Source organism: Lentimonas sp. CC4, from assembly GCF_902728235.1.
Lineage (GTDB): Bacteria > Verrucomicrobiota > Verrucomicrobiia > Opitutales > Coraliomargaritaceae > Lentimonas.
In genome coordinates this window covers 2,359,459-2,380,547 of the sequence record NZ_CACVBO010000001.1, presented here as the reverse complement: position 1 = coordinate 2,380,547, position 21,089 = coordinate 2,359,459, and the positions used below count along the sequence as shown (strand labels likewise).

The window sequence follows — 21,089 nt, the reverse complement described above, 5'->3', positions numbered from 1 at the left end:
ACCGCCGAAATCGATCAATAGGATCAGTCTCATTGTTTTGTTTGCTGCACCGTTAATTCTTCAAAGCTGCCATTAAATCCATCGTGCAACTGGATCGTATCAGGGAGCTGCTTCGCCGATGGCTTGCCGAGCATCGCGCGTGGCTCTTTCTCATGATATAAGCGCGGGATCGGATCGGTGAATGAAGTGCTCCACTCCTCACCGCCATTCACCTGCATCTTAATCCATTTGCCATCACTGGAGAAGCTGAACTTGGCTTTCACTGGCTTACCGGTGAGCACTTGATCATCGCGTAGGATGTAGCTCACCTGACGACGTTGAAAGCAAAGGTTCACCGCGCCGTCCTCGACATAGAGAATAAAGCCGTTGCCCTCAGTGAGGTGCGCATTGATTCGATGAAAGAAGTATTGGCTAAAGACAATGCCATCACTTTCCGGTGTAAACTCGAGTTCAAAGCTAACCGTTCCCAGCGATAGGTTGAAGGTCTTCTCAGTCGGAATCTCAACCCGCGAATCGGACTGCATCGCCTTCTTCTCCGGCACGAACTCATGGGTCTTATCTTCCTCCGCATGCCAACGCCCGACGATCGGGTCCGGCACTTCCAAAGTGAAATCGACGGCTTCTTTCGCAGCTTCGAGTTGCGCAAACATTTGTTTACGCTGCGACGCATATTCTGGGTTATTAAAGACATTATTCGTCTCCAGCGGGTCACGTTGTAGATCGTAAAGCTCATACAGATCGTCGCGGTTGGGCGTCGTGGAGAGTAGAAACTCCGGTGTGCGATATGCTACGATCGTCGGAATCAATGGATGCAGGTCCCAGTTATAATTATAGAGAAAGCCGTCGCGCCACCCCTCATTCTGGCCAGCAAAGAGCGGTAACATGGATTCACCGTGTAGGGTCGGTTCCTCCGGAGCGGATGCGAGATCGATCAAAGTCGGAGCGAGATCAATGTTCAACACGTAGTCCTCCACCGTTGTGCCCGGTTGAATCAAGCGCGGGTAGCGAATGATCATTGGGATGCGGATCGACTCGTTATAGGCCACACGCTTATCGCTGCGGCCGTGCTCACCGAGGAGGTAGCCATTGTCACCCGCATAGATGATAAAGGTATTGTCGAGCTCACCACGCTTCTCGAGCAAATCAAGGATCTCGCCAATGCCCTCGTCGACCGCAGAAAGTGACTGCAGATAAGGCTTGGTGCGTCCGATATAGCCTGTGCTTTCATCCCATTCGAGCACACGATTATTCTCGGTGGCATAGGTCAACTCACCATTCACAAAAACCGTCTTAAACCACTCAATCGAGCGCTGCCACTGCGGCTTGTTGCTGCGATCTTCGCGCAAAGTCTCCGGCATCGGATAACGTGCATCCGGGTAGAGATCCTGGTGGCGCTTCGCCGGAGTGAAGGGGCCATGCACCGCCTTGTGCGATAAATACAGCATGAACGGCTTGTCGCCGCGCTCTTGATTGATGAATTCCTTCGCATAGCGCGTCAGCACATCAGTGACATAGCCCGGCGCCTTCACCACCTTGCCATTCACTCCCAGCACATTGCCGTTGTAATGCCCCTGCCCTGTAAAGGACACCCAATGGTCAAAGCCAGGGCGCGGGTCATTATGATGCGCGAGGTGAAACTTACCAATATACCCCGTGTGATAGCCCGCATCCTGCAAATACTGACCAAACGATGGCGTCTTGCTCCAGTCTGGCTCACGCGCTTCGTTATTATTACTCACACCGTGTGTATGCGGATAGAGCCCAGTCAAGAAGGAGGAACGTGACGGTGCACACATCGACAGCGTGACAAAGGCGTTCTTCATATGAGCCCCTTCAGCCCGTATGCGATCCATATTTGGCGTCTCCAAACCTGGATACACATCCATAAATCCCATCGCATCGAAGCGATGATCATCCGAGAGAATGAAGATAATATTCGGGCGCTTCGAATGATTGCTATCTGCAGCCGAAAGGCCTTGTAGGCCGGCGAATGCGAGCAGACCAATCAATACACTTTTAAATAGAGAATTCATTGTAATTATAAAACTGGAGTCATTGAAGGAGGTGACGCTTCGGGAGCGCTAGCCCACTCCTTGTTCGGACGGGGGCCCATTTGTAGGATCAGGTGTCCGCCGTGGCGAATCGCGTCATGCGCAAACCATGCCTGGTTCAACACCTCGCCGTTCAGCTTGGCAGACTGCACATACTTGTTCTGTGCAGAGGCATCCTTGGCTTCGATGGTAAGCGCCTTACCGTCACCGAGATCAATCGTCGTCTTGCTAAAGACAGGACTGCTGAGCAACCAGATCGGATAATTCGGTAGCACACCGTTGGTATGGATGCCCATCGCCGCCATCATATACCAATGCAGCATGTGTCCATGGTCTTCATCACCACAAATGCCTGCAGGATCATCGTCATAAGTCACGCGCATGATCTCACGCACACGCCGCTGCGTTTTCCAAGGCTCGCCGGCATAGATATAGAAATATGGAATGTGCCGGGAAAACTCGTTGCCCTGCGTATACATGCCAACCAGTCCGGTCATGTCCGGAAACTGACCAAAGAAATCGTATTTCGCTTTCTTCGCTTCGACATACTGCCCCTCAAAGAGGCGATCCAGTTTCTTGATGAAGGCCTCACGCCCGCCCATGAGCTGAATGAGTCCCTCTGGGTCATGCGGCACATAGAAGGTATAGAGCCAGCCGTTCATTTCAGCGAAATATTCACGCCCACCAAAGCCACCGGAGAAGCGCGGATCATAGGGCTCGATCCAGTTGCCGTCTGCATCCTTTGGCGCGACAAAGTTCGTCTCCGTGTTGAAGACGTTCTTATAATCGTAAGCGTGCCCCTTGAAGTATTCGTATGCCTCCGTATCACCAGCAGCTTTGGCCACCTGCGCGGCACACCATGCCTCGTAAGCTGCCTGCAAAGTCAGGGAGACAGACTGACGGTTTTCAAAATGGTGAACACCTTTAACGGTTTCCTTCTCGCCCTTTCGCAGTGCAGGATAGAAACCATGCTCGATATGAAAGCGATCCAGCTCAGTAGCGGGGCCATGCCTCCAGGGCAATTTAGTCGCCTCCGTATACTCCACAGTCACATTCTCTAAGGCGCGCTCATAATCAAACTCGCCTTCAGCAAACATAATCGTCTTAGCAGCATGCACGATGTTCGGCTGGAAGAACATGCAGTCATCACGCAACTGATGTGGCAGCAATTTGTCACTCGGGCGGCTGGCGAATGTCTGTGCTTTCTTCAGCATTTTGTCGGTGTTAAACTTCATGCGTTCCAGCAGTTTCTCGCGTCCGCCGACACGATAGAGTCCGGTATAGAAAAGTCGGCGCTGGCGCTCGGTGCCACCTTCGACCTGAACCACAGACAATGACTCGTTCCAGACATCACGGGCAACTTGCTTTTGTGCATCAAAGTCCCAGTTCGGGAGTTCCTCTTTCAGCACCTTGCGCGCATCTTCGTAGCTCTTTCCTGACACGCCAACACGCACCAGCACTTGCTCTTCTGCCTCCGTTGCGTAGTTCGCAGCTGCGCCGCCCTTCCATGTCTGACTGGACGCAAAAGGTTTGCTGAACTCCACATAGAAATAGCGATTCTTTCCTCGCTTCGCCTCAAAGGCGCGATCGCTAACGATCCGAACTTCATGCGATTTGAAGAGTATATGCGAGGCTTCGTCTTCAGGGAAAGTAAAGCGAAAAAACGCACAGTTGCGTGTCGCGGTGTTCTCGACGGTAACATCGTGATCTTCCAAATATACGGACGCGTAATACGGCGTCGCGATCTCAAAGTCATGATCGTAGCGTGACGTAATGGCTGCCGGTGCTGTCTTAAACTCGCCCGTGGTCGCCATGATCCAAGTCGGCGTCATCTTCTTTCCATAGATCGGCACATCGTCGATGGAGAAGCTGCACACCTTACCGGCCATGTAGTGATCTACACGGTTCATGACTTCCGGCCAAGGGTTGGGCGCGATTTCAACTGTGCCTCCGGGCATCGTCACGATCGGATCCGTCGATGCGAGCAATTCGCTAATGCCACCAATGTGGGGATCCACATAGTCGACCGGTTCTTTCTCTGCGAATGCGACCAGAGAGAACAAGGTGGAGAAAATACAGAAAGTAAGTCCTCTGTTCATAATTTTTATTGGTTCAGTAACTGATTGAGAGCGGGTGTAACCCGAGTTACTTCTTGCGTAGGCTCTGACGAATCAGCTCTAAGCGCTGTTTCAGCATTTCCGCCTTTTCCGGATACTGATCGATGACGTTGTTCTGCTCGCCAATATCATCCTTGAGATTGAACAACTGCTCGACTTCAGGGTTCGGCAAGCTCTTGTCCACTCCAGACCAGCCACCATTCGTCTTACCTTTACGGTATTTCCAGTCACCGACGCGGATCACGCGGCGGCTGCTATACATAAACTCGTCGCGACCATTCTGCATATCCTGTCCAGCCAACAAGGGTGCAAGGTCCTGACCATCAAGCTTGCGCTTCGGCAGTTCCGCACCGGAGATACGGGCAACCGTTGGCAACACATCATACGCAGTCGCCATTGCTTCATTCACGGAACCTGCAGGAATCTTACTAGGCGCCCAGAAGATCGTCGGCACACGGAAGCCACCCTCGTAGCTGCTTCCCTTACCATCCCGTAAAGGACCGCCCGAACCGCCGTTCTCCTTCATGCTCTTCCATGGGCCATTATCAGAGGTAAAGAGCACGATGGTATTCTCATCTAAACCATTTTGACGCAGCGCTTCGAGAATTTGACCGACCGACCAGTCCAATTCTTCTACGACATCACCATACAAGCCGCGCTCGGTAGTGCCTTTGAAGTCGGGCGATGCAAACAGTGGAATGTGCGGCATCGCATGGGCGACATACAGGAAGAAGGGCTTGTCCTTATTGGCTTCGATAAACTCGATGGACTTCTTGGTATAGCGCTTGGTCAGGTAGCACTGATCCACCGGCCACTCGATAACTTCTTTGCCCGACATCAGCGGCACCTTGTCTTTGAAATCTTTATAACCCTTCGTGCTCGCCTCCTTCGGCGCACGTGGACGGTAAGACTTATAATCCGCCTCGGTCATCCCCTCGAAGAACTGCACATTCTCCGACAATGGCATATCGCCATCCTGCGACATATCATTGCTATAAGGCACCCCCCAGAACGTATCGAAGCCATGATCCGTTGGCAGGTAACCGTCCACATGCCCCAAGTGCCATTTACCGACCAGCGCTGTGGTATAGCCCTTTGGCTTGAGCATCTTGGCAATCGTCACCTCATTCTTCGGCAGTCCGTTTTTGCTCCAGGGGAAGAATACACCCATTTTCGTATTCATACGGCTGGGATAGCGCCCCGTCAGTAAAGCCGCACGCGACGGCGTGCACACGGTGTCCCCCGCATAAAACTGGGTAAAGCGCATGCCCTCGCTTGCCATGCGATCCAACTCCGGAGTCTGAAACCCTTTAGTTGCCGCGAAGCAATTGACATCCCCATAGCCAAGGTCGTCGGCGAGAATGATGATAAAATTGGTATGCTCTGGCTTGGCTGTCGCCAACTGTGTAAGCGCAGCCACACACAATGTGGCGCGCAAGAGTCGTTTTAGAATGGGGGGTTTCATAATTTGGGTGGGACTGCAGCAAAAGAAAACGTTTACCTTTCATGTGAATGTAACATTTGGCAAGTCCTTTTTGCCCGCAGCCGCTTGTCACTATTGACAAACAATCGTGCAAGCGGTGCCACCGCAAAGTGAAAATACCCCCTGAAAAAATGGAGACTATGGTGAACGTATTCGATTTCGCATGTGATGACGGGGCTCAGATTCAAACGAGATTTCAGTGCTCGATCTAGTAGCGCTCGATTTGAATCTCCTCAAAGGTGGCGGATTCCAGTGTGGTGCTATTGCCCGAAGCTACGAAGCAACCGACATACGCGCTGTCTGGAATCTTATCCATTCGCTGGGAGTCAATCAGAGTCCAGTTCACACCATCGGCAGATTGATAACTATCGTAGGTATAAAATCCACTGAGCGTGTCTTTTGTGCGCGTCAATCGCACCCAATGGTCTCCGCTAGCCGCAGACCCATTGGCCATGACACTGGGCGCATCGCTGTTGTAGTGAAATTTCTCGAGGAATTCGAACGCACCCTGCTGATTGACGGCAGTCATCACGAGCGGGCTTCGCTGATCGAGCACGGAACGCACCATGATACCGGCACGCCCGGCCCCACCATTCAGGGCAAAACCGGTGACACGCGCAGTGAACCGGAAGTCCTCATCGATGATATGCCTATACGCGAAATGCGACTCGCTGTCGGCAGATGCCGCATGATCGCCACCGGCACCGTTCACTGTGATCGCTCCCTCATTGCCAATGCGTGTGAAGCTACCAGCGGCATTCGAATCGCCCAGCGTGCGCTCACTCCAAGTGGTTTCGAAATCAAAAGCCACCTGACTCACATCGGCCTGCACTGCTGGCGCAGACGTGTCGCCCTTACAGATCGCAATCCCGATGTAGGCGTTCTCACTGAGGCCAGTGATCGTGCGCGGGGCACCGATTTCAGTCCAATCGATACCGTCGCTAGAATAGAATGCGCGAAACTCATCGCCACGACGTTGTAAGCGTATGTATTGCTCTGCATCCGTCGCGAGAGCGGTATTGAGGTCATTCTTACCATAACCAGCACCCGTCGTATTGCGCACCTGCAAACGCGCAGTGCCCATTTGACTCGTAAAGCAAGCATACGCATTACGAGCGCCAGGGCTCAGATCCTCACGCACCATGAGTCCTACTTTTGCCCAGTTATGCGCTGCGGCAAAGTCGCTCACTTTCGCGGTCACTGTCACTGTGCTGCCGACATGCTGGCGATAGACATACCTGAATGTGTCCGCACTCCCCCAGATATCCCTAGAAGCAGTGCCGACGGTATAATGGTCCGTCGACTCATGCACAAAGACGCCTCCAGTCGCACCGTTGATATCCGCAATCTGCCAGCGTTCATCTGGAATGAATTCAATGGTGTCCAAATTATACAGGAAGGAACCACCTCCTGAGAAATTCAGATAGAGGTCCGTCGATCGGTTCTGCGGCATGTCAGCGACGTCATACACATGGCCCTCGTAGATATTCCACCCACCGGGGAACTTGCTGTCATCAATCCCAACAGACGCAAAACCGTCGTCCAGTGCGTAATTTGAAAACGACAAGGTGCCACCATTTGCAGCAGGGCTCGCAGCATTCATTTTCACTTTCGAAGCCCCCGATCCCATATTGAAAAACGGTATACGTATCCAACTATCATTCTGGATCCAGGAGATCACATCAGCCCCTTCATCAAAGCGCACGACATCGTCGTTGCCATGATGCGATTCGAGATCGGCCACATCGATCAGCTTGAGTTCCTTACCAATATCAAGGCCCGGTGAACTGATCGCAACTGAGCGTAGGTTGAAGAAGTTACCACTCGGCTCCGCGCCGACGAAGCGTAGATAAAGGTCATGCACGCCTGTGACATCATTTAAGGTGCATGTTTCGAAGGTGTATGTAGCCTCATCCGCAGTGAGCCCACTACTGATCGCCATCTGTCCCACCAGCATGTTAATGCCCCCGTTCGCACGTGAAGCCGCAGAACCAATGCCGACTTCGATAGTGCCACCGATTAATGAACTCGGACAAGCGACCTCGACCGACAGCCGATTCGTATCCACGGAGAAATTAATATCCTCAAAACGTATCCATGTGTTATTTTTCAGATACGAAACATGGTCGTCCATAATGCGAATAAAGTTCACTCGCGTCGGATCGGACTCGGCGTCGAAGTCGACGGCCTGCAGCGTATCGGCACGCTTGAGCCCCACGCTATTTAAGATGATAGGCTCCGTGGTATTCACACCCGACAATCTAAAATCGTGACCGCCGATACGCCCCTCAAAGAAGGCATCAGAAATATGGAAGCGCTTAATCTTCCATCCGGGACTGCTCGTATCATCGAGGACAATACGATCCGGGTGTATGAGTTCACCGCGCTCCGATTGATAACTCAGTTTAATCTCTCCAGTGCCGTGATTGTAATACTTCACATACACATACACATTCTGCGACTGCCCAAAGCCCCATTCCGGGTGGAACACATTGATGCTGGCAGTGCTGCCTTGGAGCTGACCACCTGCTTGCTCAGGACTACCCACCAGCACTTTGGTCGCTAAGTCATAGCGGGTCGTTTTATAACCGAGATGATACAGTGCTCCAGTTCCCAGGTTGCACCAAATTGACTCGTCATCACCTGCCTCAATAAACTCCGGCAAATCACCCACGACCGCATTGTAATCAACCGGGTGCGGACTTTGAGGATCCTGAATATAGGCATAGCCCTCCTTCAGTTCAGTGAAATAGGGCTCATTCGGACTAGGATCTTCTAAAAGGTCAGCCACGCCGTTTCCGTTCTCATCCACGTCATAGCTGTTCTGCCCGTCACCAAAGATCCAGGTGTCCCAAGTGAAATCTATACCATCGATCCCCCACTCATTGGTAATGCTCGCCAGACTGTGCGGATTATATCCGGCCGCGGCATTCCCCGCATTCTCTCCGTAAATATAGCCATCAAAGTTTTTCCGAATCGCAGCGTCCACAATTTCGCGACTACCGACTCGATTGAGCCCTGTGTATTGAATGTCGCAGCCTTCATTGATCGCCACTTCGAAAATACTATCGATGCTCTTCATCGTTTTCACGGAGCCTGCGGCATTTAACCCCTTCGAGGTATAGGCCAGCTCATACTCTGCCTCATTATAGGCACCCCCTGGGATATAAATCACGGGCTTCTTGTTTGTATACTTCTTCAATGTGCGCACCGCGAGATACATGAAGTCCAAGTGCGACTGGCGATACCAGTCGACCACATCCTTCCACACTTCAACAGTTTCATCCCCTGGGTTCGGCACAGTGACCGTCTCCCAACTCGACCAAGGCGACCCCGGCCATACCTGTTGTGGCGATTGACCCGCGTATTTCGCTTCCATCGTGTCACGGAAGTGTGCCTTGGCGTGGTCACTATAACACCAGAATGCATAGTGTTTAGAGGTGCTACCATCCGGGTTCAATTTATCCGAAGGATACTTCGGCTCACTGCTATAGCCCAGAGGCACCACTACAGAGGTCACACGATCCCAATGTTCATGGCGTCGAATTTTAGCCAGACTCTGATTCAGCGTATACGACATCTGATCTTCGAGTAATGGTTCCCACACATCAAAGACACCAGTTGTGATACTCTTATTTCCGAGGTAATCCCGTAATTGATCGGCGCTACCATTGGCTGAATTATTCGAGATCAACTTCACCTTAAACGGATAGTTCTTTGTCGGATCTTCCAATGCCCTCAGGTAGGCCTTATCATTATCAAAGTAATCTCCGTTAGAGGTCACGCGGATCAAATCAATCCCCAAGTCCATATAGTGATCGAGACGCTCAATCACACGATCATAATCATCATCACGATCCGTCTTCATCGAGATGCCATTGCGATAGACAACCGAAGGGTGCGCATGCGAAATCCTAAACTTCATGCCACTCAACGCGACACCTGCAACGGCATTGTTCGGCTTACGAAATTGAATCCAGTCTTGCTGTGTCAGGTCAAAATCCTCAGGCGTTGCCATCGTATATGTGCGCACCACTTCCGCCCCAGTCAACCCGGTCAAATCAATCGGATCGGTATTATTATCGCTCACACTCAAACTCGAGCCACTCGTATGATTGGTGTAGGACCACTCCAGTAATTCGAGTCTGATCGGGTCCGTGGTGTTTAAGGTCCAGACCATTTTCTCGTCCCAATCGAAGCGTCGATCATCATTCGTCACATTCGAATTGGACGGCGCAGCCAGACCGATCGGGTTACGAATCAACGAAAACTTATGCGGATTACTGGATCCGGCAATACGCCCAATCAACTGAAAGTGCATGCCATGAAAGCGACTATCAGCGATAGTCCCTAGATCGGAATTCGACCAAGTCGAAATCGCACTGACAAACTCAGCTTGATTCTCCGCGTCAGTCGAAGCGTCCATGCTCAAGGTGCCGTCGGTGGCATCGATCGTGAAATCCAACAGGATTTCCGTAAACTCTTCGTCCGATATGATTGTATCAGATGCCCAGGTGGATGCAGCTGAACTATGATCAAACGCTACTTCAAATTGCTGAGCGTTGATTGTAACGGCAGTCGTCAGCATGCAAGCAGCTACTACGAACATGCCGAACCTTTGGTGGGGTCGGTGTTTTATCATTTTTGGGGGATTAGGTGGGGAGACAGGGTAAGCTTCATTATAAGCTAGACATATAGAAAACGTTTACCTTTAAATACTATAACATTCACCCCTTCCTGATATCCATAGCGATAGCCGGACTTTCCTACCAATTTCTGACCCAATGAAACACCCCTCGATACCGGTGCCGCTAGGCAATCCGGATCAGATTGAGCGCGCGCATTACTATAGCGTGCCAAAGGATCACGCGTGCAACAGCCAGGTTCAGCTTCTACATGGCGGCTATCAGGAATGTCGCAACAGCTATCACTTTCGCCGCGATCACTACAGCCACCATTGCCTCGTCCTGATCACAGGTGGCCGCGGCGAATGCTGGATCGATGAACACTATAGTCACCTGCAAACGGGAACGGCCTATCTCTATAGACCTGGCTCGTGTTGGCGCGAGAAAAGTGATCAGTCGATGCCGCTGAGAAAACATTTCGCAGTCTTTCAGGCCGACGAATGGCTGAACGATGATTTACTCGCTCGCTCAAATCCCTTCATCGAGGTCCATCCGATTCGCCCAGCGGTCGCCCTACTGGAAACGATTACTTCCGAAGCACATACTGCTTCAGAGACGCAAGCAGCCGTATGCCAGCATCTCTTTGATGCACTCTTACTCAAACTACGCACGACGACAGAGACCGCGACACCACTGGTTCAAGATCAGGCCCATAGGACCTATAGCCAAGTGCTCAAGCTCATAGAGAAAGATTATCTCACGCTACGCAGTGTCGACGATATTGCACTGAAAATGAACATCGATCCCTCCTATATCGCACGGCTCTTCAAGCGTTATCATGACACCACCCCTTATCGTTGTTTGATTGCGATGAAAATGAACCACGCGATGAACCAATTACTCAACACCAGCGATACGGTGACAAAAATTGCCCTCGATATCGGATTCGATAACCCATTCCACTTCACACGTGCTTTTAAGACGATCCACAGCATCCCGCCGACCCACTACCGAAACCAGCAAAGCTAATCTGAGAGCAGAGGCTCACCGAATCGATCAGGAAGGTTCGCGTTGAGTCTGTATCATACGCATCAGGCTCAACGCGAACAGAGCAACTTACTCGCTGATCGTCACATTCGCAAAGTTTGCTGTTGCGAGATCATTATTCTGCGAGGATACCGCCAATCCCACATAGACATCTCCGGACATCGGAATCGTCATCGTCGTTGAAGTCATCCATGTAGTGCCGTCCTGCGAATAGGAGCTCGTGAAGCTATTGCCCACGCGCTGAAGTCGGAACCAAGGGCTCTGAGTGCTACCCGGCGACGAGTGTGCTACATACTGTGTATTATCTGAGGTTTGATCACCGTCGCGATACTGAGTGCGAATGATTTTCTTATCATCCGTGAGCAATGTCATGATATTGAGCGAATCCGTCGCGAGTGTATCACGAATCATAATGCCTGCCTTTGACCAACGGGCAGTCTTATCAAACGCAGCCAACCGAGCGGTCATCGTGAAATCACCAGACAACTCTTTGTGCACGAAATGAAAGCTATCATGCTGCCCCCACACATCGCCATTACCGATGACTTTCAACGAGCTCTCAGTAAAGGCACCTGGTAACGTCACACTACCAATGTCTTCACTCGTCCATGTATCAATAAACTGAAACGTATCCAGGTTCACAGCACCGACGAATTTCACCACCAGATCTTTCACACCTACGACCGTCTCTGGTAGAATCATTGTGCGTAGTTGAAAGGCATCCCAGTCGCCAGTCGAAGGCGTTGTGATTGAGGCAATGATCGGTCCGGCATCACTCCCATCTCGGAACTCAATGCGGGTATTATTATTCTTGGTCGCATAACGAACCGTCAACGTCTGTGCACCGGTGCCAAAGTCGAAATTGTCGAAGCGCATCCAGCTACTATTAGTATGCCCTAGCTTATCGCCTTGAACCGTTTTCAGTGGAAGAATTGTTAAATCTTTACCACCTGGCTCGTAATCGAAACTAATCGCTTTCACTGGCATGTTTTTAATGCGAAAAGAGATTTCACCGACGACACCGCTCACGCCTCCACCATTAGCATTGCGGTATGGAGTCGTGGTCAGTGTATACTGACCGTTCTTCGGATACTCGCCGACAGCGTATATATCATCCGCAAACAGAGTGAACGGATAGTCATTGCGCGTCACTGATCCCGTCGAGTCCGGCGCCACCCAATCAATCACAAGGCTCCCTTGTGCGGCATCCGGATTAGCGACGATCGCCAAAGAGCTTGGATCCGTCACCCAATCTGCATATTCTGCGTAGTTAAACACACCCCCCTCGCTGAGATTATCCAGATTGATGTCCGCCCCCTGATTTTGGCCATACACGGTGTAAGAGTTGATCGTGCGCACCGTTGGGTCGAGTGTCTCGAGGATATAGCGATCAATCAAACGATCACCATCAGAGCTACTGTCCACTAGTGCCGAATTCGTAGCACTATAGCCGAGATCCACGAAGTAATCCTGCGGCACATAGCCTCTGATATACGGTTCCGGCTGCATGGGTTGACGACGTGGATCGTCGCGCGCAATGAGTGCATCATTCACTGCCAAGGCATCGAGCCCCAAGCCTTGCGGCTCACCCGAGGCATGACAATTCAAACAGAACATGTTGAACGAGGACTCTGGGCGTTTTCCGTCGTGAAACAAGGGCGCCTCAGGGAACAACAGGTCGTCTCTCACACTGTGCACGCCGGCAGGTAGATTAAAACGATGTGCTTTGTTATCTCCGGTATAATCATAGTATGCAGCATAGCGCGCATAGGTCTTCCCGCCGAGGGCTGCTAGCTGAAAGGTGATGTTATCATGGGAAAGCTCCGGATAAAGCGCCGCTTGATTCGCCAGTGCTGTATTTGACTCAACCCCGACGAGGGTGGCACCTGCGTGATTCGCACAGACTTCTGGATCAAAGGACTGCGCAAACACTTTGAAATCATCTAACCACCCTCTAAAGCTCGTTGCACCGTCTTGCGCAGAGCCAAGATAAAGCGTGCCGGGGTTCCCCGATGCAGTGTTCATTTGAAATAGAGCCGAACTATGCTCGAAGTAGTCTAGCAAGAAGCCATTGTGGTAGAGTTCTACCATCTTACCTGCATTCATCACTTGTATTCCGAGATGTGCCCAGCCATTGAGATCAGGCACCAAGAACTCGGCAATGAGCACACCACCTTGGCGAATCACCACCTTATCGTCGCCACTCATTCGTGTGAGGCTCACTTCAGTCGCATCGGGAAATGTTAAGAGGCGGCTATCACTACCATCGCTGAAGCGGCAATCGACAAAGACTCCGATATACCAATTACTTCCGTCGGCTTTCGAGCCATTATTGGGCACCGTATATTTGACGCCCCATTGATCTTCGAGCCACACACCTTTACCATGCACCCCTCCATTGGCCAAGGGTTCGACCCGCACACCGTTGGTCGTGATTGTATTGGCATACCCCACTTTTACTGGAAATGCCTCACCATATTGTGGTGTATCCCAACCACCCTCTGCCAATGGCGAAGCCGTGGCAGCATTATCGAAACGGACAGGTGCATTGAATTCATCATTCACCCAATCCCAACCATCGTGCGGCTTCAAAGTCACCGTATGATTGCTCGCATTCGTGAGATGCAGATACTCCAGGCCTACGTTCATGCGCGATACGATAAAGCCATTCGGATTCAAATAGTCGTCAAAAGGAAATTGCGCAGTGGTCACGCCATCTTGCACCCACCATACTACATCATACGGCAGTGTGGGATGCATCTTTTCATTGTAACCGAAAATATTCTCCATCGAATCAAAGAAGGCAGTGTTCTGCCCTGCTGCGACCGGCTTATTCAAATCTCCGCCATCGCCATTGGAATTACCTGAGCCCAACAAACGCCAACGATTCGCGGCCACAGGATCACTATACAACTCGGTATCCCGCACATACTCATAGGATTTGCGAATACCATAATCGATATTGTTAATCAGGTTATCCATCATAATAATCTTGCCCCGAGTCCATAAGCCAACGACGGCAAATCCCATCTTCGGATCGGAATTCTCAAAGGTTTCATCGGCGCCGGCGACACGCGATGCATTATTATAGCGCGGATTGACGCCCAACTTTTTACTGCCAGTCACTGGATCTTCTCCAATGTTCAGATTACTCTGAAAAGTGGTGAATACGATATTATCGCCCTTGAAATCGACCCATGGATACGTGCCTCCAAACAAGCCATCTTCAGGGATTACATTGCCAAAGCTGTCGCGAAATTTGTGAACTGCCAGGCCATACGTTGTGCCTGATGTATTCGGATCACCATCGTTTTCCCATTCGCCATTGATACGCTTGTCATAGGGTGCGACAGAGAACGGGATGAGATTATCAAACCCATCTGTCGGGTCATTCGGATCGCCATTGATCGTCCCATCTGATGAATACGCATATACAATATCTGTATACGAGATCGCAGTGGGAGCACCTGTGTTGGGATGATTATATTGCCAGTTGCCCTTGTTAATGCGCACCACCAGTAGTTGCCCGTCGGCTGTCACCACAGGTTCCAAAAAGGGAGGCACATCGCCTAGAACATCCATGAAGTCGCGCTCAGGTCGCCCGCCCCACTCACTGGAAGGCAAAGGTCGGATGCTAATAAACTCGGCATTCGCGGTCTTGGGGTTTTTCACCTTCACCTCGGTCGCATTCATACGAAAGTCCAAGGGGCCATTGCCGTTCACTTGCACATAAGAATATACATAGAACTTATAGACATCAATCCAGCCATGCGTCACATCGAACTCTGCATATGGAGAATTCGGGTCCACATCGCCAATTGCAAATTGCTTAAAAACCGCATCGCTATAGCCATCGCGCTTCTTAATACGCTGCGATATATTGCGGTTTACCCCACCCATATTACGAGTAGGCATCACCCCCATCTTGTTTGAGTCGCGCGGACCTTGTTCATAGATAAAGATGTTTTCATTAAACCCATCCGTAAGCGGGTCGGTATCAACGAAGTGCTTACTCAACTTTTCAGGGGCAACGATGTTCCAGATAAACTGTGCACCAGGATGCAGAGCAATACGCCCATCACGTGTCGTGCGATAATTGCCCATCGTCGATTGCGTGAAAAATGCACGATCACTCTCTTGAGTGGGCGAATCATTAGTCGTCAAGATCAAGGTGTCGCGATCGATCAAGGGCACCTCAGGCATGACGTGCCCTTGTGCATGAGTCTGTGATTGGAAAACGGGTAGCGTTAAGGAAAGGCAGACAGCAAAGCATCTGCCGAACTCACATAAGTGTCGGTTATTCATGGTTGGGGTAGGTTTTGGGTAGAAACCTCCAAGCGTAGCACTCAGAGGGTAGAATGGTAGAGGTAAACGTTTACCATTCTACTATAACACACACTCTCAACGGGACTCCATAGCTATAGATGGACTCCCCTACCTATTTCTGACCCCAACGCAGGAATAGAAATGCACAACTAAATGATCTTGTGCACGATACGGCGAACCGGAGGGTTCTTCGACATTTCCTGTGAGCGCTTGCAACTTCTCCAACTGCACAAAGTTAAAGACTATGCTCATTGGAGGCTCTCAGACGCACCATCAACAACGCACATTTGGCAGAACAATTCTCACACTACGCACACGGCAATAAACCATACAATCGCCACATCAGAGTAGATTATTGCTACGCCATCTCCGGCAGACCTACGTCTGCCCTAAATTGTTCTGCCACAAACACGTATCCTGAGCACAGCGATTAAAATCTGACTACCTTCAATCACCTTTATTCCGCCAACAAGAATTCCACTGAAAATGGCGAAGAACCAACCGGAGCCGCCCACGCATCCAATATGCCTACTGATGCGGTTTTAAACCTTTAGCCCTAGGCTCCTTGACATACTCGCTATAGTCGAGGCAGTCGTAATGCTCACGGATGCGCTGATACTCCTCGGTTAGCTGCTTACGGATCGGAGCGTATTCAGGATGATCATACACACTCGTCATTTCCTCAGGATCTTTCTCTAGATCAAACATCTGCCACTCATCATACTGCGGCATATAAAACAGCTTATAGCGATCAGTCCGCACACCATCGTGCTGCGGCACATTATGCACACCCGGATTCTCATAATAGGCGTAATAAATACTTTCGCGCCAGTCTTTGGGTTGTTCGCCCTGAAATAAAGGCAGCAAGCTCTCGCCTTGGATAGCATCCGGAACCTCCGCCCCGGCCACTTCCAAGAAGGTGGGCGCGTAATCGATGTTCTGAATCAATGCTTCGTTGCGTGTGCCAGCCTCAATGACTGCAGGCCAACGCACTAGAAACGGCATCGATAGGCTCTGTTCAAACATCCAGCGCTTGTCATACCAACCGTGCTCGCCCAGGTAGAAGCCCTGATCGGATGAATAAATCACAATCGTATTCTCACTCAGTCCGGCTTCATCGAGATAGTCTAAAAGACGACCGACGTTCTCATCGACTGCACGGATCACACGCAGGTAGTCGCGAATATAGCGATGATACTTCCACAGTAAGATATCCTCGTCACTCATCTCGCCCTCCTTCATGGCTGCGATTAGTTTCTGATTCTTAGGCTCATAAGCGGCATCCCAATTTGCCTTTTCCTGCGCAGTCATGCGTGGATACTCGTCATTGGGCCAGTCGTCATAGAATTGCTCAGGAAACGGTGTCCGCCCATGAAACTTCAAATCGTGCTTCCAGTGAAAATGACGATCCAAGGTCATTTCATTGGTTTTCAATACTTCAGAGCGGCCCGAATAATCGTCGAAAAGTGTATACGGCACAGGCATCTCGACATCGTCAAATAAGGTCAAATGGCGCTGAGCAGCGACCCAATTGCGATGCGGCGCTTTATGCTGCGACATCAACATAAAGGGTTTGCTCTGGTCGCGATTCTCCAACCACTCGATACTCATATCGGTGATCAAATCCGTCACATACCCCTCACGAACCACAATCCCCCCAGGCGTGCGAAACTTAGGCTTATAGTAATAACCCTGCCCCGGCAGCACCTCCCAGTGGTCAAAACCAACGGGCTCGGTGCCCAGGTGCCATTTGCCAATCACTGCGGTTTGATAGCCAGCATCTTGCAAGCGCTTCGGGAAGGTATCCTGCCCACCATCGAAGCGATCCCCATTTTGGCGAAAACCGTTCACATGGCTGTGCTTCCCCGTGAGGATGCAGGCGCGCGAGGGCCCACAGATCGAATTCGCGACAAAGGACTGCGTAAAGATCGCCCCTTCATTTGCGAGACGATCAATATTCGGTGTCGGCGCGACATCCTTGAGCGGTCCACCATAGGCCGAAATCGCATTCAGCGCATGGTCGTCCGAAAAGATGAAGACAATGTTTGGCTGTGTCGTTGTATCCGCTGTGAGCGTCGCAGATGCGACAGCCAAAGGCAGCAGAGTCAGTATCTTTAGGAATGTATCGCGCATGGAATGAAGTCTCTATCGTTGGGTGAAATTAAGCACGGAAATTATACACGCGTGCAGTGCACCGTCACAATTTCAAATGGTTTCACTTCGATTTCGAAACACTTGCTCTGCGTATCGAAATCAATGCTGTCCCCCGGACGCTCCAGCAGATCGCAACGGCGAACCTGATTAACATCGAGACCAAGATCCACCTTGACCTTGCCGCGTGTGCCGTGCGCTTCGTAGAGACGAACGATCACTGCGTCGCCCTCTTCAGCAACCTTCAAAGCGCTCACGAGCACTCCCGAACGATCTACCGAGACCAGCGATTGCTGTGCAGGCAAAGATCCCTCAGCGCTTGGCGCGACTTTCGAGACGGCAAGCGGATGATTCAAGCGGTAGCCCTCTTCGACCACACCACCCTGCTGCAAAGTGCCGGCATGCGGGAAGAACGCATAGGTAAACTCATGGCGCCCACGGTCTGCAACCGGATCTGGGAAGGTGCTCGCATTGAGCAAGGTCAAGCGCAGCATATTGCCCTGACAGCAGTAGCCATACTTGCAGTCGTTCAGCAACGCGACGCCATAGTCTGGCTCGGCGAGATGCGCCCAATGATGTCCACAGACTTCGAACTTCGCCATATCCCATGAGGTATTGCGATGCGTCGGACGCTCGACGTGACCATATTGAATTTCGTAGGTCGCACTTGGAGAATGTAGCTTCAACGGGAAAGCCGCCTTCAGCACCTTATGGTCTTCGTGCCAATCGAACACGTTGGCGATGTCCAATCGTGCACTCCCAGCACGCAAGGTAATCTCTTGCGTGAATTGGCTCTTACCAAAGGCACCCGAAACACGCACTTTTGCAAATTCTGGTGTGTCGACAACAAGCTCTGCATTGGCATCCGCCATTACGGTATCTTGCTTTTCCGCATAGAACACATCGAGGTCCCAAGCGTCCCACTCAATCGGATGATCGTCGTGGATGTGTAGCACGTTCGCTGCACCATCGATCAATTCGCGACCCTGATCCAAATCGATCGCGCTGATGATTTGACCGTGTAAATTCAGCGTATAGCGCATCAATCCGTTCTCAAGCACAAGAGTCTCACCGACACGCTGCGCGCTGACAGTGGTGACTGATTCCGGCAGTGCTACAGTCGCAAGATCGTTGACCTGATAGCCTTGCATTGGTGCTTCCAACCATTGGCCTTGGTCTCCGTCGACCACGACTTCGGCGCGCTCAACAGGCGAGTAATTCCATACGAGTGCCGGCTCCGCGGCGTCTCCAGTCGAGACTGACTGCACCGTCTCGGCAGCGGCATGTGCTTTCGCTTGTTCCGCCAAATCCTTAATCATCGCGTAGTCACGTTTCGCATCGTCATAGACGCGTTGAATCGAACTACCCGGAATGATGTCGTGGAATTGGTTTAACAATAACAACTTCCATGCGCGATCAAGTGCGCCGGCACGACCACCACGCGCAGCAGCGCCCGGACGCTCGTAGACATCCCAAATCGATGTCGCATCGACCGGTGCCATCGCGGCCTCAGATTCAATCCCCATGCTATAGCTCAAGGCATCTTGCAGTTCCGCCTCGCGGAGCAAGCGCTCACATTCTCGATTCGAACGTTTAACAGCAGCCTGAGTGGTCAAGGTGCCACGGTGCAGCTCGAGATACAATTCGCCCACCCATACTGGAAGGTCGCGTGCATCCGCTTCAGCCTTCGGGAAGAAGTCCATGACCTTCTCAACAGTGACCTTTGGAATACCTTCAAAATCTTCAAAGCGACGCGCATCTTCCAAGTGTGCACGAGTCGGGCCACCCCCGCCATCACCCCAGCCGAAGGGCACGATCGCACGCGTCGCACGGTCTTTATCGCGGAAACGCTCTGCCGCTGGCACCAGCAAATCGGCTTCCAGTGTGGCATTGTAAGTATCGCACGGCGGGAAGTGCGTGAACACGCCTGTGCCATCGATGCCCTGCCACTCAAAAGTGTGGTGTGGGAATTTATTAAACTGACTCCAGGAAATCTTCTGAGTCATGAAATAGTCGATGCCCGATTGCTTAAGCAACTGCGGCATACTCGCGGCATAGCCGAATACATCCGGCAGCCACATGTCCTTCGTCTCATAGTCGAACTCGTCCATGAAATAGCGCTTACCGTGCACGATCTGACGCACGAGCGACTCACCAGAGGTCACATTACAATCGGCCTCGATCCACATCGAGCCCACCGGCTCCCATTGGCCACGCTTCACGGCCGCTTGGATATCCGCATAAATGTCCGGATAGTAGTGCTTCATCCATGCATACTGAATCGGCTGCGAGCAGGAAAAGCTATACTCTGGATATTCCTCCATGTAGCGCAGCTGCGTCGAGAACGTGCGTGCACATTTACGAATCGTCTCACGAATCGGCCAGAGCCACGCGGTATCGATATGCGCATGCCCGACTGCAGAGAAATGGCACTGCGTGTCGCCGTTCTTCTTCTCCATTAGAGGACGTAAAATTTCACGCACCTTCGCCAAACTGCTACGATCCCCAGGGACAAATGCATTGAGCGCCTCATTGCATCCGTAGAGCAACTGCGCACGACGCATGCTCTGCTCTGGCATCACCTCCAACGCGGTCACGGCTGAATGAAAGTCGCGATACGTCAACCATGCGTCCTCATCCCAAACTCCCAAAGCCGCACGAGTGACTTTAGACATCGGCTCTTTTTCGAAACGCACATAGTTGCCATCTGGCGCTTTCCCCATGAAATCGGGATCTTCACCATTGGCAGCCATTTCTAAATAGACTTCAACCGACTCGCCTCCTTGAGCGTCTTTAAATAGGCGCAAATCATTGCGGTTACGATTGATCGCGGCAAATGGCTTACCCTGCCAGAAACCAAGCCCCTCCGCGGTGAAACCCTCTTCATCGCGTATCGTCTGCACGGTATAGTCAAAAAGCACCGCAACCGTTTTTCCAGCCCAGCTGGCTGGCACCTCACCATTGAGACGGAACCAAGTCGTCGACCACGGCTGCCCCCAGGATCCGCCGACTTCAAAGGCTTCATAGTCCGCGGTAAAAGCTTGCGCAGGAGGGATCGGCTCTCCGTCCCCTAATACCTTGAAGGATGCCATGCTCAACGGCACCGTTTCACTGTAAAGAAGTGGCTTAAAATCAGAATCAATCGCCTTCTTTAGGCGCTGTAGTGTTAACTCGGGATGCTTTTGCATATGAAAAATACTCTTTAAATAAAACGTTTTCTTAAAAATTCGATAATGGATTCACTACTTTGAGAGGGCAATTGACGGCCAGTTGAATCGCGGTCCTGCCG

Annotated in this window: 8 protein-coding genes; 1 reads left to right on the top strand and 7 read right to left on the bottom strand. The window is 51.4% G+C overall.

The window, feature by feature from the left end; all coding sequences use genetic code 11:
* Positions 1 to 29: 29 nt before the first annotated feature.
* The 4 genes from GZZ87_RS10235 to GZZ87_RS10220 all read right to left on the bottom strand — a co-directional run bounded on the left by GZZ87_RS10235 (position 30) and on the right by GZZ87_RS10220 (position 10,293).
* On the bottom strand, positions 30 to 2,033 hold the full coding sequence (locus GZZ87_RS10235) for a sulfatase (RefSeq protein ID WP_162027267.1): 2,004 nt from the start codon (positions 2,031 to 2,033) through the stop codon (positions 30 to 32).
* A gap of 5 nt (positions 2,034 to 2,038) precedes the next feature.
* The gene (locus tag GZZ87_RS10230; RefSeq protein ID WP_162027266.1) at positions 2,039 to 4,150 is read right to left on the bottom strand and encodes a GH92 family glycosyl hydrolase; all 2,112 of its coding nucleotides are present in this window, start codon (positions 4,148 to 4,150) and stop codon (positions 2,039 to 2,041) included.
* A gap of 46 nt (positions 4,151 to 4,196) precedes the next feature.
* Positions 4,197 to 5,633: a sulfatase gene (locus GZZ87_RS10225; RefSeq protein WP_162027265.1), complete on the bottom strand. Its 1,437-nt coding sequence runs from the start codon at positions 5,631 to 5,633 to the stop codon at positions 4,197 to 4,199.
* Positions 5,634 to 5,859: 226 nt separating this feature from the next.
* Positions 5,860 to 10,293: a carbohydrate-binding protein gene (locus tag GZZ87_RS10220; protein ID WP_162027264.1), complete on the bottom strand. Its 4,434-nt coding sequence runs from the start codon at positions 10,291 to 10,293 to the stop codon at positions 5,860 to 5,862.
* Between the two features lie 142 nt (positions 10,294 to 10,435).
* On the opposite strand from GZZ87_RS10220, the gene GZZ87_RS10215 reads away from it, so the two are divergent.
* Complete coding sequence (locus tag GZZ87_RS10215) at positions 10,436 to 11,305, top strand: AraC family transcriptional regulator (RefSeq protein ID WP_162027263.1); 870 nt, start codon at positions 10,436 to 10,438, stop codon at positions 11,303 to 11,305.
* 87 nt (positions 11,306 to 11,392) lie between these two features.
* Here GZZ87_RS10215 and GZZ87_RS10210 read toward each other — a convergent pair whose 3' ends face one another.
* The 3 genes from GZZ87_RS10210 to GZZ87_RS10200 all read right to left on the bottom strand — a co-directional run bounded on the left by GZZ87_RS10210 (position 11,393) and on the right by GZZ87_RS10200 (position 20,988).
* Positions 11,393 to 15,526 (bottom strand): carbohydrate-binding protein, encoded by a 4,134-nt coding sequence (locus tag GZZ87_RS10210; protein WP_162051212.1) that lies wholly within the window; start codon positions 15,524 to 15,526, stop codon positions 11,393 to 11,395.
* Positions 15,527 to 16,177: 651 nt separating this feature from the next.
* Positions 16,178 to 17,782, bottom strand: a complete 1,605-nt coding sequence (locus GZZ87_RS10205) for a sulfatase (RefSeq protein WP_162027261.1) — start codon at positions 17,780 to 17,782, stop codon at positions 16,178 to 16,180.
* Positions 17,783 to 17,823: 41 nt separating this feature from the next.
* On the bottom strand, positions 17,824 to 20,988 hold the full coding sequence (locus GZZ87_RS10200) for a glycoside hydrolase family 38 C-terminal domain-containing protein (protein WP_162027260.1): 3,165 nt from the start codon (positions 20,986 to 20,988) through the stop codon (positions 17,824 to 17,826).
* Positions 20,989 to 21,089 lie beyond the last annotated feature (101 nt).